A 14,110-nucleotide genomic window follows, 5' to 3' on the forward strand; every position below is an offset into this window, starting at 1 on the left:
AAAATTTAAGATCATGCGTACAAAATTCATACTCCTTATATTGGGTTTGCCGCTGCTGATAGCCGGCTGTCTGAAGGATGTAAATCCAAGCGATGCATTGAACACCGGCTCACTTACCGCCACCAAAGCGGGTTTACAGCAGGCGGTGAACGGTGCTTACGCATTATTTAAAGATCACGTAGAGTTCAATGGTACAACAGACCTTAACAACATGTACCTGCGCCAGTATTTTCAGCTCAGCGACTTTGCCTCTGATGATATTGTGTGTGCACAAACCACTACGGATCCTTTGTACTACAGCTTTTCACTGGACCATACACCTACGCAGACCAACAGCCGTTACTTCTGGTATATCTCCTACAAGATCATTAACGATGCCAATACGGTAATAGAATCTGCAGAAAAGATCACCAACCCGGATGAAGGCATTAAACAGCTGATAGGCGAATGTTATTTCCTGCGCGCATTCTGCCACTTTAACCTGGTGCGTTTGTTTGCCAGGCCTTATACGCAGAACCCTTCCGGCCAGGGCATTATCCTGCGCACCTCTACCAGCGATGAAGCATTAAAGGCCCGCGCAACGGTTGCAGAAGTATACAACGCCATAGTAGCCGATGCGGCAAAAGGCGCAGAGTTGATGAACCAGCCGCGCGGGGTACAGTTCGGCTCCAAAGAAGCTGCCTGGGCGCTGTTATCAAGAGCGTACCTGTACAAAGAGAATAATGACAGCACTGCTTTTTATGCTGATAAGGTGATTGCCTCCAACCGCTTTTCCCTGGAAACAGCAGCCACTTTCCCACAGCTGTTTGCCAACGCCATGGCCGGCAGGGAAACCATCTTTTGCGCTGCCTTCACCAAGGTAGATGATTATGGTAAAGCAGGCTCCATTGCTTCCATGATCTATTCTGACGGCAACTCCGGCTGGGGTGAGGAATATGCTTCCCAATCCCTACGGGATACCATGGCAGAACATCCTGAAGATATACGCTGGTCTTATATAGTACCGGCCAAGAACCCGGATGGCAGTATGCAGAAGAAGAATGGCATTGAAACCTATTACATCAGCAAGTTCTCTTTCCAGGAGGGCAGCCCTACGCTTAGCTCCCCCATCCTCTTCCGCCTGGCGGAAATGTACCTGAACAAGGCGGAAGCAGCTGCTAAAAAAGGGAATACTGCGGAAGCGCTGGATAACCTGGACATGATACGCAAGAACCGCGGTTTGCAGAATGCGTTATACAACAAAGTGCTGCCTGCCGGCAAAACCGCGCTGGACGTGGTGTTGAAGGAACGGCGTATAGAGCTGGCCTTTGAAGGACACCGCAACTTTGATGTGTACCGTAATAAACGGAACATGAACCGCACGTACTGGGGTTACCATCTGCCCGGTTTAAAAGAATCTGACATTAACCTGGCGGCAGCGCCCAGCGGTTATGCCAACATGATCATAAAACCGGACGCTAACCGCATTATCTATTTTATACCGATCGATGAGGTACAGACCAACAAGCTGTGCCAGCAAAATCCTTAATCATTAATCTGTATTATTATGCAAATCAGCAAACACATATATACTGGCCTGCTGTTAGCTGCAATAACAGTGGGTTGTAAGAAAGATGACACCACACCTGCAGCGGATATCGTGTATACGGTAGCCATCCAGGATAAGACGGTTACCTTCACCAATACCACCACCGGCGCCGTATCCTATAAATGGGATTTTGGCGACGGGGAAACCTCTACAGAAGCCAGCCCGGTGCACACCTATCCCGACAAGGGCAAGTATGTGCCTACCTTATATGCTACCGATAACAACGGGAAGGTAGCTGAAGGATCTACGGTGATCTACATTGCCAAAACATCACCCGTAAAGCTGGACGATAACAGCTTTGCCGACTGGGCTACTGTAAAGGATTATGTGATAGCCCCGGCTGCCGGTGAAACGTACTTTAAAAAGCTCACCATTGACTATGATGCATCGTACGTGTACATGCTGGTGGAAGTGAACTCCAAAGAAGCCAATGCCGACATCTACGATTTTTACCTGGATACGGATAACGACGCCGGTACCGGTTTTGTAACCGACTTTGCAGGCGCGGGGTTTGATGTGCTGCTGGAAGGCACGGTGCTGGGCAACTGGCTGGATGCATTCAATCATAAGGGCGCTCCCAATGAATTTTCCTGGGACCCTACCGGCGCCACGGAATTTTACAACGTAGGATATAAAGCGCAGGATGGCAGCACATTTAAGTTTGAAATGCGCATTTCCCGTAGTAAATTGAAAGGGCTTGCAGCTACCACGGCATTTAAAATGGGTATTATGGCCACCAAAGGCGACTGGTCTGCCGGCTTAGGCCGCATTCCCGGCGCCGGTGCAGCCGCTATACAGGTTAACTTTGAATAAACCCTATGACTGAACTAAAAGCAAATGGCAGGTTACTATCGCTGGATGTGATGCGTGGCATTATTATGCTGCTGCTGGCCGGTGAAAGCTGTCGGGTATATGAATCGTTACATGAGCTGCATATAGGCGGGCTGTTTGATCTGTTCATTACACAGTTCTTTCACCATCCCTGGCATGGCCTCCGCTTCTGGGACCTGGTGCAGCCTTCATTTATGTTTATGGCCGGCACTGCTATGTACATTGCTGTAACGCGCAAGCGGGCCAAAGGTGTTTCCGAACAAGATAACTTCCGGCACATTGCCATCCGCAGCTTACAGCTGTTCCTGTGCGGTACCGGTTTGCATTGCGTATATGCAGGGCGGTTAGTATGGGAGCTGTGGAATGTGCTTACACAGCTATCCTTCACCACGCTGGTAGCCTATTTCCTGATAGGCCGCTCTTTTAAGGTGCAGATAGCTGTGGCATTGGGTATGGTGCTTCTGAATGATGTGCTGTACCGCAGTATACTGATGCCCGGTTTTGACCAGCCCTTTGTGGAAGGCCATAACTTTGGCTCCTATATGGATACCCTGCTGATGGGTAAAATAAACCGGGATGGGTGGGTAGCCATCAACTGTATACCCACGGCGGCACATACCATTTTAGGCGTAACAGCCGGTAAGCTGTTAATGAGTGACTACAGCAGCGCTGTTAAGATAAAGGCATTGGTAATAGCCGGTATTATTGCGCTGGCGCTGGGTTTTGGCGCAGACCTTTCCGGCCTTTCGCCCATCATTAAACGCATCAGCACCGGTGGCTTTGTGCTGGCCTCTTTAGGCTGGGTTACGCTGATACTGGCCGCAGTATACTGGTGGATAGATGTAAAGGACCACCCGCGTTATACCTGGATCGCAGTAGTGATAGGCATGAACTCCATTTTCATTTACCTGCTTTTTGAAACGGTAGGCGCACAGTGGCTGAACGGTGCTGTGGCCATCTTTGTGAACGGGTTTACCGGCTGGCTGCATATAACGCCGGCTATACAGGCCGTATTATCTGCACTTGCAGTATGGGTTTTGGAATGGTATATTTGTTATTGGTTATACCAGAAAAAGATATTCTTCAAATTATAATCGTTATGAAACGCAGAGACTTTTTACGGAACACCGCCGTAGCGGGAGTAGGTTTTTCCATGCTACAAACACCGGCACAGCTGCTGGCAGCAGAAAAAAAGGCTAAGGTAAGAATGGGCCTGATAGGCGTAGGCGCCCGCGGGCTGGGACATTTAGAGCTTTGCCTGCATCGCAGTGATGTAGAGGTAATAGCCATTGCAGACCCGGATACGCAGTACACCATTCCCAAAGCCCGGAACCTGATCAGCAAAGCTTACGGCGCTAAAAAGGTAGCAGAGTATACCAATGGCCCGGAAGATTTTCATAACCTGCTGAAACGTGACGATATTGATGCTGTAATTATTGCCACCCCCTGGGAATGGCATACTATACAGGCCGTAGCTGCCATGAAGGCCGGCAAAACGCCTGCCGTGGAAGTTTGCGGCGCCTCTGACATACAGGAATGCTGGGAGCTGGTGAACACCAGCGAAGCAACCGGCGTACCCCTGTTCGGGATGGAGAATGTGTGTTACCGCAGGGATGTGATGGCGGTGCTGAATATGGTACGCCAGGGCCTGTTTGGTGAGCTTATTCACCTGCAGGGCGGTTACCAGCACGATCTGCGCGAAGTGAAATTCAACAACGGCAAACAATATTACGGCGGTGGTGTGGAGTTTGGCGAGAACGCATTGTCAGAAGCCAAATGGAGAACCAACCACTCCGTGCACCGCAATGGAGACCTGTATCCCACGCACGGCCTGGGACCGGTGGCCAACATGATCAACATTAACCGTGGCAACCGCCTGATGAGCATTACCTCTATGGCTACCAAATCACGCGGGCTGCATAAATACATCGTAGATCATGGCGGTGAGAACCATCCCAATGCAAAGGTGGAATTTAAGCTGGGCGATATTGTAACCTCGCTGATAAAAACCAATAACGGGGAAACCATCATGCTGTCGCACGATACCAACTCCCCCCGCCCCTACTCGCTGAACTTCCGCGTGCAGGGCACCAATGGCTTATGGATGGATGATGTACAATCCGTATACGTAGAAGGTAAAAGCAAGCCGCATACCTGGGAAAAGGCCGGTGAAGAATCAGATGCTAACAGCTACATGGCTAAGTATGACCACCCGTTGTGGAAGCGCTACTCCGCCGACACTGCCGGCGCCGGCCATGGCGGTATGGACTGGTTTGTGATCAATTCCTTTGTGGAAAGCATTAAACGCGGCACACCGTATGCGCTGGATGTATATGACCTGGCTACCTGGTATGCCATTACTCCACTCAGCGAGCAATCTGTATCAGAAGGCGGCCAGGTGCAGTATATCCCTGACTTTACACGTGGGAAATGGATGAACCGCAAACCCATTTTTGCGCTGGATGGAGAATATTGAGTGTTTTATATAGAGAAGCAGTATTTACAAGCCCTCCGGAAAAGCCGGAGGGCTTTTTATTTATGGTTTTCTTTTTATGATCTTTTGGTAGGGAAGAAAATACAATGCATTTACAAGGGAACATATAACGATCAATATAAAAGGATCCAGCAAGCCGTTCACATCCATCGCGCCTATTTTCCAATAAAGGCCCTTTACCACCACCAGCAGCATGCTTGCAGGTACTACTACCATATCCAGCACCAGGATGATGAACAGCGGCCACCAGCGAGTTTCTTTTAACATACGCAGGGCACGTACAGCCATGAAAAAGGTTATCAGGCAATAGATCAGTACCAGGATCAGATCTTTCAGCGTACTTCCTTCAATGGTTGTGCTGTAATACCTGATGGAGGAGCTGTGGTTTATTATCTTATCAAAGGAAAGCTGGTAGAGGTAACCGGTTATGATTATATAAGCAATGAGTAACAGTATTCTTTTGAACGTGGCCATACCTGATTTTCGTGATATTACGCGAAAATAGGAAATTACAGAATATTTTTTCCGCGTTCTGTAATGTGGATGGTTTGGTTTAAGATATTAATGCAGTTAAGGGTGGCTAGGTTTTCGAGGGTTGCCAAAACCTCTGCTGCAGTAAGGATGTTCCTATAACGGTCATTAATGGCCTGGATACTTGTTTCCCCATTGCATACGGCATATACAAATCTCAGGAAGGCATCGTCCCTGTCTGTAATTCCCTTAACGATGTGTAAATAGTAAGTCCAGCCGTTTAATACAGCCTCTTCTAATGTGCGGTACCGGTAAACCTGGGAATAAAGTTCCCAATGCGCATGCCCAAATTTCATTTCAATCTCGTAATCCCTGTCCTCAAATGATAAAGTCTTGAATGCTCCGAACTTTCTGCTTTCACCTTGCAGATCGGATGGTTTATAGTTAGCAATCAGCTGTTTAATTTCGTTATAAACATTGTCTTTAATAGCAATCAGCTCATCATGGGTAAATATGATGATTGCCGCATCAAGCGCTTTTAATGTTTTTAAATAATCAACAATCGTATGATCTCTGCATTCATCCGGGTTATCTTTTGTACGGTAAGTTCCATAGATACCATCCTTGTAGGGCTTATTGAGCTTAATCTTTTCATTCCATTCCCTTTCCAAATGGCAGTGATGACAGATCTCTTTAGGTAGATACGGACTATTAGTGGGAAGAATTAATTTGTTGCAGTCAGCACAATTAATGGCCAGGTGCCTTTGTGTCCAGCTTGGGCAATTATCATCCGGCTCTTTATCAGATGGAAAGTAAAAAGTGAGGCCATATTTCTCTGCAGCCTTTTCGCCAATAGCTTTTGCTAATACTGCTTCAGGCCAGGCAGGTACCTGCCCGTTGAAGAGCCGGATATCGCCACCCATACTTATAATTCCTAAATGAACAGCTGTTGTTTTTTTCCAAAAGAACCTGCCTGTTTCTGTGTAGAGATCAATATAAAGGAACCAGCCATTTGTATCTCCATCCCAGAGGGCCTCCAGCACAACCGGTTTGCCAGGTACTTTTTCTATTTCCTGTTCCAGGGTCTCAAATGAAGTAATATAAGGCATTGGTATTTGGTGTAAATTTATGTTATGAGGTTGCAGCTATTCGACCTTAAAGTTACTAACCGGGCAACGTTTATTCAATTCCTTAACATTATGCTCCAGGATTTAAAAAAACATCCTGAAAACTGGGAGAACAACAACCTGGAAAGCTTCCTGGAAGCGCTCAGTGCCTATGCTGAAGATATCCAGGGTTATTACGACAATACCCAACAATCTATAAATGCCGAAGAGGCCAGCTGGCAGGTATTTGCAGATATGTTTAAAGGTGCTGTTGTATATGAATAATGATCTTACTGGTCTATCAATCCCCTATTGAGTTACCCTGGTCCATTTAGGTTTCTTTGCCATGCATTGATTCAATAAAGAATCTTTTAAGTATGCAGCGAAACCTGGCAAAAGAACTTCATCACAATTATCACTGCATCTTATTTTTGAGTTAAAGATCAAAAAGTAAAAAGGGCTATCAAAGCACCCATTGTTCTTTTCCAATACGATCTTTTTTGTCAGGATTATATCGGCCTCCTTTGTTATGGCTTGCCATCGAATGGAATCAATCTTAAAGCTATAGCCCTCAAAAAACGCGAGGCTCTCCCTGTCATTAGTCAAATCTATCTCGTCACGATGGTAAGGCATCGCTACCTGATAAACAACTCCGCGTACTTCTTCCTTTGCTCTTTTAAAATGAACTAAAAAAGAGGTATCAAATCTTTGCTCATAAAAAAAGACTAATTCATTACTATCAGGAAGATTTTCACTGGTGGTTATAGAGAATTTTTCAATTTTTGGACGTAAAAACTCCCAAAGGGAATCTGTCGCTGTTTTTGGGGAAATAGTGCTTCTATTCTCTTGCTGATGGCAGGAAGCAATAAAAAACATTACCGCAAATAGAAGTAAAACTCTCATATTAACCAGCCTCCTACTCCACCTTAACTTATAAACTCTCAAAACCAAAAGAATATTTAATTAAAATATCATCCTTAAAAACACACCTGATATAATATCCATGTTGGTTATATCTCCTGACAAAATTTGATTTACTATCAGCAGTATAAACAAGCCGCTCCACATTTCCATTTATGCTGGACTTATAGCTATTTCCCAGTTTTTTAACCAGATCTTCCTTGGTTATGCCTAAATAAATTTTATTTGAAGTAATGAACTGCCCGTCCTTCAAATGAACTACCTGCTTAGGAATTTTATATGCACTATCAATGTTTATCATTTCAAATTCATCTACTGAATTTTTACTCCCCCCATAATGAAAAAATAAACGAAGGATTTGTGTTCCTGTTTTATTCACTACCTCTATTCTTGGCAGGGAGCCAGCCTGCTCAAACTGTTTACTCCAGCTATTTTTACCTAATACAAGCTCGGTGCTTTTATAATCATTAATAGTTATATTATTAACCGCTGTATCGGGTTTAAGATCTTCATGATGCTGCCCACTGGCAGTTACAGTCAAAAATAATAGGCTTGATATTAAAAATATGGCCTTCATACTTTTGATTCTATTTGCTGTTGAATGGTATAGCTGCCTTTCAGGAACCTTATATAAAAGAATAAATGTGTAATAACAAATGTTCCACTGGCAATAGCAAACAGCTGCCATATATCATCAAATCCACCCAGGATAAACATCACTAACATTGACAACACCGGCAAAAGAAAAAATGTAAGCATACGATAAACACGGCTGCTGCGGATGTTAGCATACAGATTAAGGTATACCGTCAATGAGCAGAGGGTTAATATGAATGTCCAGCATATGCCCATTATTGCCATAATAAAAACAGCCTGGTTTCCTTCCAGGCTACCCCTTATATCTGCATAGAAGGTATTAACACCTAAAAAGGTTAGCACGCTACTAATTAAGAAGGTCAGAAATAAGTTCTTTGTTAGTTGTTTAGTAATAACTGATCGCATTGTCTGTAATTTTATAGTTCTCTCCTTACAACTTCGCAATAAGCGCTTCCGGCGCTTTCGTTGTACTTGGAATATTCGTGCAGCTCCATACTTCCGACAAAATTGAAAAACTGCAGGCAATTGCCTGCGGTTGCCTTATAATAAATTTCACTTACTTTAATCACTAAAAGCTCCTCGTAAAGTCCGGTCTATAGCCTTAATGTTTATAATGATAAATAGCAGAAAAACCCATAAAGAAAAAGGTTGCACTTTTAGATCTAATCCAGCTTTATTTAAACTGAACCCAAAAGAATAGACCTCTATAACAGGGGTAAACGCAATTAAATTAAGCGTACCAAACAATAGTGTAATAAAAGTGATGACTTTACCAATCTTAGGCCTCAATACTAACGCAATCAGGCTTGCCAACACAAAAAACACACTCCAATAATGCTTATTAACCAATAATATATTAGTAGTTAATGTTGTGTAAATACTATACCCTAAAGCTATAATCAATATTGCAAGTGGTATATATTGCAGGATCCTTCTAAAATTCATAACCATATAATATTAAACTTACGTTCGTATGATGCCCAATAAACTGCAGTGTGTCATTTTCGTACACCTGGCCACTCATATAATCTGTAGCCGTGGTTTTGGTGGTACTTACTGTAGGTGCACTTCTTCGACCGTTTCAGCAAGTATCTTTATTTCACTTCCTGTAGATGATGTCTTAATAACATAGCAGTTCAAACTGATGTGATCATAGGCACCCTTCCATTTACTATAAAAATCCACTAAATCATTATCATCCGATGGCGCTATATATGCTATATCAATTGATTCATTAGCAATAATTCCAAAATTCATTACAGCCTTGAACAAATAAACATTCTTAAAAACCAGCCTAGATACTGAGTTATCTTCGTGCCATTTAATAACAATTTCTATACTGTCATTATTACCAGGATCACTTCTATCAATAAAAATATTCTCCAGTACGGAATCGTGCCAGTAATGATCATTAAAATTAAAATTCATAAAAAGCATTTTACTTTATTTACCTACGTTTAACCACCAGCTATTGGGATTCATGATATGCTTACCCCTGCCATCCTTATGAAAATGACTTGTATTTGGACCCTGCATACCTGGAGGGTTGCGGGATCAATCCGGGCTTTCTCCTGATAACAAAGACTTTTCCTATCAGTGGTATTGCCTAGGCTTTTAGTGACCTTTATCAATCTCGTCAGAATATTCATTTCCATCCCCAGCTATCTCATAATATACCCTTAAAGGAACCAAGCGCAGATAGAAACGTAACAAACAGGCTATGCGCACTCTCGCCTGTCGCGTTTCTTTGTGGAGGCCGTACATAGGAGTATCTTTCTAATGGTGCGTTATGGAAACAATACAATATATGCCCAGCAATATATTCGCTAACACGACGCAAACAACAATCTTATTAAAGGCTCTCGCATTTAAACCACTGCTATTGTCTACGGCATGTCGGTAGTTAATAACATAGAACAAAGTATAAACTATATTAAGGCACGATAAATAAAACACTCCAAACGGCAGCATAAAAAAATTCACAGACGCACTATTGAAAAACTTCATAAGCACCATGCAAAGTACACCAGTTATAATAGTGTAAATATTAAATAGTAATCTGTGTGATTCCCACCATTTCTTTATATCCTTATTCATATATTTATTCATAACAGAATAAATTAAAACATTGAACGTCTATTTTGCCCAGGAAGAGGTAATCTATTGAAAGCCCCACCATTTAAAATAAGGCAGCGCCTAAACCCTCAAATTCAAACACGCTTGTAAATAACATTTAACTGTAAATCTCCATATTCTTCAAAACTGTTAACTCTTCTTGCAATAACCTTTCTCCATTTGTCTCCTTCAATCCGACTGTATACTTTGACTTCCAATGGGAAATCCATATTTAAGGCATGCATGTCATCTTGTTTTTCCGGGTCCCGTATAGGTACTACAAACGCAAAACAATCAAATTCGCTAAAATGGTTACCACACCCTTTCCGAAATATATCTTCCATTATTTTGTAATCCATAAGCTTTCGTTCCCTGACTCCTCCCTTATATACAAAAATAATTTCGTAGGTTTCTGGACAGTCATAGCAGGGAGCGAAACATAGGTTAAATATAGAGTCCCTGCTAGCGTTTGTTCCTTGTAAAACTCCTACATAGGCACTTTTCATAAAGGGGCTACAGTTACTCAGGAAACCGGTTGTATCAAACCATTGCTTGTCCTTATCAGTCAAAGTATCGGATTTTGCAAGCGAATCCTTTCCCAAACTTTTATTCGGCTGAGGAGAATAGCATCCACTAACTATGATTGCAGATACTACAGTAATAAATAGTTTATTCATACTTTAATGAGTCTCTTCCAAAAATCAGTACCTGCGGATTGCATTCAACTGCACATCTTTATACTTAATTTATAACGATCATCATTTATTACATAAAAGCCGCTGATGTTAAGCTATCCTTAAGCACGACCCTGCCTAATATTTAATGATCAGTATAATAATCCCTTTCCAGGGTCCAATAAACTAAAAATCCGATAAATAGCTGTGGATTGCAACAGATAATGGCCTTTTACTATTTCCCCCAAGTAGTTGAGAAAAACAAATTTCAACAAATTTGCTTTTCGAATAGTTGAACGAAACGAAAAATCCGGAATCATGATCAACTGCATCAGGATTATACTTTGCTGTATGCAGAAAGGCACTGTCGCGCACAAGATTCTTTACTAATTCATCAAGCTTAATGCCCTTATATACACGATTCTCCGGTTCCATAAGATCATAATAAAAGCCCTTATTTTTACCATTGAGGTTGACAATAAACATTAAATTAGCTGCACTATGGCCCCTTGCACCAATTATCATAATATTTTTACTATACTTTCTTGCTAACAATGTATAAATGCTATCCGCATCGTGAAGAAAGCGATCAATTTCATAATTAGAGAAATATGAACATTTACAAATAGGTTTACTTTGACCGTTTGAATTAGTTATTAACCCTATCTGAATAACTATAAGAAAGAAAAAATACCTCATAATTCTATTTAAAAAAATTCATCAATATAAATACACCTGAGACATTTTTAAAACTTCCGGGAATATCGTTCGCTTCCTGTTTCGGAAGGCTATGATTCCCCCTGTACCGTAATAATACCCTGCCCGCCGCCCAGTGCAAAACGGCCTGACAGCACATGATTGTTCTTTATTTCAATAATATTGTCCCCGCTAATGTCCAGTCTTGGATAGGTTGTTATGGTACAAAAAAGGTAGCCGATCTTCCGATCACCGGTATAATCCCCGCCTCCAATATTATCATGCACCTTATAACTGCGCTTACCCAGTGGCGCTAGTGTGTTAAAGGTTTCTTCTATTCTTATTTGAGAGTTTATCACATTATGGTCCATCTCTATATTCCCTGCACCCCATAAAATTATACGTGAGTAACCAATGGGATATACAGGTACTGTTACGCCATCCGGATTCACACCTAACATATTATAGGCAATATGGAGATCAGTAGTACTACCAAATTCCAGCTCTACATCGCTGGCAATGATCGCATCCGACGCATTCAGCACATTACCTTTACCGGATGCCCCGATATTAATGTTGCTGCTTTTAGCAATATAAATACAATATGCACCGTTTGAAAAACCGTCCGTCACCTCTATATGCATACCGCAAATGCTCACATTGTCTGCATTCCGGATGGAAAACGTATTGTAAAAATTACCCGTTGAATGGTAATTGTCCTTTAATACTTTCACCTTCGCGTTACTCACGCCAAAAGCAGCTCCCGGTTGCGTTGTACCGTCCACAATGATATTGGAGGATAAGGTGGGCAATTCAGCATTGATCCGGATGGTCCTGTCATCCAGGGTAGTACCCGGCAGGTTAAAATGAATATAATCCGTTGCAGCAGTGCCGTTGGCATTTGCCTTATTAATGGCATCCCGTAGTGTGCCAGGCCCGCTATCGGCCTTGGTGGTAACTATAAATGTGTCGGCTTTGGCCAGGTTAACACATGAAATAAGCGAAAGGATCATTGTGATCCGGGATATAAACTGCATATAGGGATAATGTAAGTAGCCGGGTTAAGGCAACAAGAAACCGGTCAAAACTACGATTTTTATATTATTCTACATACTCTCCACCACTCCCACCATCACTCCAAAATCCCCATCCAGCTGCCGCCAATCCTTTTCCGGTACATACATCCTGGACACAAACCCATCCAGGTACAATGCATTCCTGCATCCCAGGCTTTTAAAGTAATTCGCAAAATCGTAAAAGTTCACGTCTTCTTTAGACATCACAAAAATCACCCTTCCATCCGGTAAAATACCTACGCCATTGCGGATATTCAGATTGGCGGAACCCTCTTTAAATGCGGCATTCAGCTGCCCATCTATCAATAACATAGGGCCTGATTGCGTGGCATACTTCACTTTGCCGTTGTTCTTAAAGTCAGCTGTTTTACAGATCACCGGGATATTATCTGCAGTAATGTAAAACACGCCATTCGGCTGCAGGTAAAAGTTGCCGTTACCGTTGGCAGTATCTAAAGGTGATAGGGTACTACCGTTTTCAATGTACAAACCCAGTGGGGAATGATCGGGCCTGTACATACCGCCGTTCATGGCAAACACCAGCTGCTGTTTGTGCGCTTCCAGCCAGCTCTTTAAACGTTGTATACTTCCAAAAGGTTTGTGCTGATCATCTTTCCAGTACAGCTGCAGGTGCTGCTTTTTAAGATCAGCCGTATAGGTAATGAACCGGCTCCCGGCTGTTTGGGCATTCGCCGCAAATGAAATAATAAGCAACAAAAAGGAGATACCTGCGAGTATCCGGCTTCGTTTCATGGTATAGGCGGGTTTGGCTTTGTATAGTTACGCTGATATATTTATTTTTCAAAATGCCGCTAAAAAAAGAAGGGCCGCTCCTTCCGGAACAGCCCATCCATTAATTACGTTATCGTTTTTACTGCTCGTTAAAGCTGGCCGTAGTTTTCTAAACAGTCCGGCCTAACGCCTGCTGGTATGCCACCAGAAAGGACCGATCTTTTATTTGCGTCCCCTGGTGACCAGGAAAATGATCAATCCTATTACAATGGCTACGGCTATAATACCCGTCCATACGCCGGCTTTAAAAATACCGCCTATTACCTCGCAACTGGTGAGTGTTACGGCGATCAGTGCTAACATGCTGTAAGTGAGCTGCTTCATGCGATAGTTGTTTTGTGATATTAACAGCTTTTACATAATCTGTGCCGTTTTAAGGACTGGCCTGCCTGGCTATGGATTAGCTGCCGGCAGCATACTATATTGGGTAGATTGTTCTACAACTTGCAGGCGCTATTCATTATCCTTATACTTATACTTCAGCACCAGCATAATAATATTCAGCAGCAGCGAAAATGAGTTGGTCAATATAATAGGCAGCTCCGACTTAGCCACGCCAAACCAGATCCACAAAGCATTGCCCATGAGCAAAACAATGAACATGAACAGCGACACTTCCTGCGCTTTCTTTTGTTTAAGTGTGGTAATTAATTGCGGCAGCAATGATGTTGCGGTGCAGATGCCCGCTATAAACCCGATGATATCTATAAGTTCCATGCTCCACTGAAGATACAGAATTAGAACATGGC

At 42.9% G+C, this 14,110-nt stretch carries 18 protein-coding genes; 5 read left to right on the forward strand and 13 right to left on the reverse strand.

Annotated features, from left to right (window positions below; genetic code table 11):
- Window positions 1-13: 13 nt before the first annotated feature.
- Genes BMZ54_RS27445 through BMZ54_RS27460 form a run of 4 tightly spaced genes read left to right on the forward strand, consistent with a single transcriptional unit; the run spans window position 14 to window position 4,895 of the window.
- Entirely contained in the window at window positions 14-1,528 is a 1,515-nt protein-coding gene (locus BMZ54_RS27445) for a RagB/SusD family nutrient uptake outer membrane protein (RefSeq protein ID WP_089919575.1), read from the forward strand.
- Window positions 1,529-1,546: 18 nt separating this feature from the next.
- Window positions 1,547-2,401, forward strand: coding sequence for a PKD domain-containing protein (locus BMZ54_RS27450; protein WP_089919577.1), 855 nt, complete (start codon window positions 1,547-1,549; stop codon window positions 2,399-2,401).
- Between the two features lie 5 nt (window positions 2,402-2,406).
- Window positions 2,407-3,513, forward strand: coding sequence for an acyltransferase family protein (locus BMZ54_RS27455; RefSeq protein WP_089919580.1), 1,107 nt, complete (start codon window positions 2,407-2,409; stop codon window positions 3,511-3,513).
- A 5-nt stretch (window positions 3,514-3,518) separates the two neighbouring features.
- Window positions 3,519-4,895 (forward strand): Gfo/Idh/MocA family protein, encoded by a 1,377-nt coding sequence (locus tag BMZ54_RS27460; protein WP_089919582.1) that lies wholly within the window; start codon window positions 3,519-3,521, stop codon window positions 4,893-4,895.
- Between the two features lie 60 nt (window positions 4,896-4,955).
- Here BMZ54_RS27460 and BMZ54_RS27465 read toward each other — a convergent pair whose 3' ends face one another.
- Together BMZ54_RS27465 and BMZ54_RS27470 are read right to left on the reverse strand one after the other, a co-directional pair.
- Window positions 4,956-5,387, reverse strand: a complete 432-nt coding sequence (locus tag BMZ54_RS27465) for a hypothetical protein (RefSeq protein ID WP_089919584.1) — start codon at window positions 5,385-5,387, stop codon at window positions 4,956-4,958.
- A 35-nt stretch (window positions 5,388-5,422) separates the two neighbouring features.
- Complete coding sequence (locus BMZ54_RS27470; protein ID WP_089919586.1) at window positions 5,423-6,493, reverse strand: hypothetical protein; 1,071 nt, start codon at window positions 6,491-6,493, stop codon at window positions 5,423-5,425.
- A gap of 24 nt (window positions 6,494-6,517) precedes the next feature.
- On the opposite strand from BMZ54_RS27470, the gene BMZ54_RS27475 reads away from it, so the two are divergent.
- A complete protein-coding gene (locus BMZ54_RS27475; protein ID WP_089919588.1) occupies window positions 6,518-6,775 on the forward strand; it encodes a DUF7660 family protein in 258 nt (85 codons plus the stop codon).
- 24 nt (window positions 6,776-6,799) lie between these two features.
- On the opposite strand, the gene BMZ54_RS27480 is transcribed toward BMZ54_RS27475, so the two are convergent.
- From BMZ54_RS27480 to BMZ54_RS27535, 11 genes are all read right to left on the reverse strand, one after another.
- A complete protein-coding gene (locus tag BMZ54_RS27480; protein ID WP_143081159.1) occupies window positions 6,800-7,393 on the reverse strand; it encodes a hypothetical protein in 594 nt (197 codons plus the stop codon).
- Window positions 7,394-7,421: 28 nt separating this feature from the next.
- Window positions 7,422-7,988: a hypothetical protein gene (locus BMZ54_RS27485; protein WP_089919591.1), complete on the reverse strand. Its 567-nt coding sequence runs from the start codon at window positions 7,986-7,988 to the stop codon at window positions 7,422-7,424.
- Window positions 7,985-8,224: a hypothetical protein gene (locus tag BMZ54_RS33075; RefSeq protein ID WP_162277685.1), complete on the reverse strand. Its 240-nt coding sequence runs from the start codon at window positions 8,222-8,224 to the stop codon at window positions 7,985-7,987. Before BMZ54_RS33075 ends, BMZ54_RS27485 begins: the two co-directional genes overlap by 4 nt.
- A gap of 345 nt (window positions 8,225-8,569) precedes the next feature.
- Window positions 8,570-8,953 carry a hypothetical protein gene (locus tag BMZ54_RS27495; RefSeq protein ID WP_089919595.1) on the reverse strand — a complete coding sequence of 128 codons (384 nt, stop codon included), beginning with the start codon at window positions 8,951-8,953 and terminating at the stop codon, window positions 8,570-8,572.
- 108 nt (window positions 8,954-9,061) lie between these two features.
- Window positions 9,062-9,436 carry a hypothetical protein gene (locus BMZ54_RS27500; RefSeq protein WP_143081161.1) on the reverse strand — a complete coding sequence of 125 codons (375 nt, stop codon included), beginning with the start codon at window positions 9,434-9,436 and terminating at the stop codon, window positions 9,062-9,064.
- A gap of 782 nt (window positions 9,437-10,218) precedes the next feature.
- Window positions 10,219-10,800 (reverse strand): hypothetical protein, encoded by a 582-nt coding sequence (locus BMZ54_RS27510; RefSeq protein WP_089919603.1) that lies wholly within the window; start codon window positions 10,798-10,800, stop codon window positions 10,219-10,221.
- Window positions 10,801-10,983: 183 nt separating this feature from the next.
- Complete coding sequence (locus tag BMZ54_RS27515) at window positions 10,984-11,496, reverse strand: hypothetical protein (RefSeq protein ID WP_089919604.1); 513 nt, start codon at window positions 11,494-11,496, stop codon at window positions 10,984-10,986.
- A gap of 89 nt (window positions 11,497-11,585) precedes the next feature.
- Window positions 11,586-12,530 carry a hypothetical protein gene (locus BMZ54_RS27520; RefSeq protein ID WP_089919606.1) on the reverse strand — a complete coding sequence of 315 codons (945 nt, stop codon included), beginning with the start codon at window positions 12,528-12,530 and terminating at the stop codon, window positions 11,586-11,588.
- A gap of 69 nt (window positions 12,531-12,599) precedes the next feature.
- Window positions 12,600-13,322, reverse strand: a complete 723-nt coding sequence (locus BMZ54_RS27525) for a phosphodiester glycosidase family protein (protein WP_089919609.1) — start codon at window positions 13,320-13,322, stop codon at window positions 12,600-12,602.
- Between the two features lie 201 nt (window positions 13,323-13,523).
- The gene (locus tag BMZ54_RS27530; RefSeq protein ID WP_089919611.1) at window positions 13,524-13,685 is read right to left on the reverse strand and encodes a phosphatidate cytidylyltransferase; all 162 of its coding nucleotides are present in this window, start codon (window positions 13,683-13,685) and stop codon (window positions 13,524-13,526) included.
- A gap of 129 nt (window positions 13,686-13,814) precedes the next feature.
- Window positions 13,815-14,078 (reverse strand): SemiSWEET family sugar transporter, encoded by a 264-nt coding sequence (locus tag BMZ54_RS27535; RefSeq protein WP_089919612.1) that lies wholly within the window; start codon window positions 14,076-14,078, stop codon window positions 13,815-13,817.
- Window positions 14,079-14,110 lie beyond the last annotated feature (32 nt).

This window comes from Chitinophaga rupis (assembly GCF_900109685.1).
Classification (GTDB): Bacteria; Bacteroidota; Bacteroidia; order Chitinophagales; family Chitinophagaceae; genus Chitinophaga; species Chitinophaga rupis.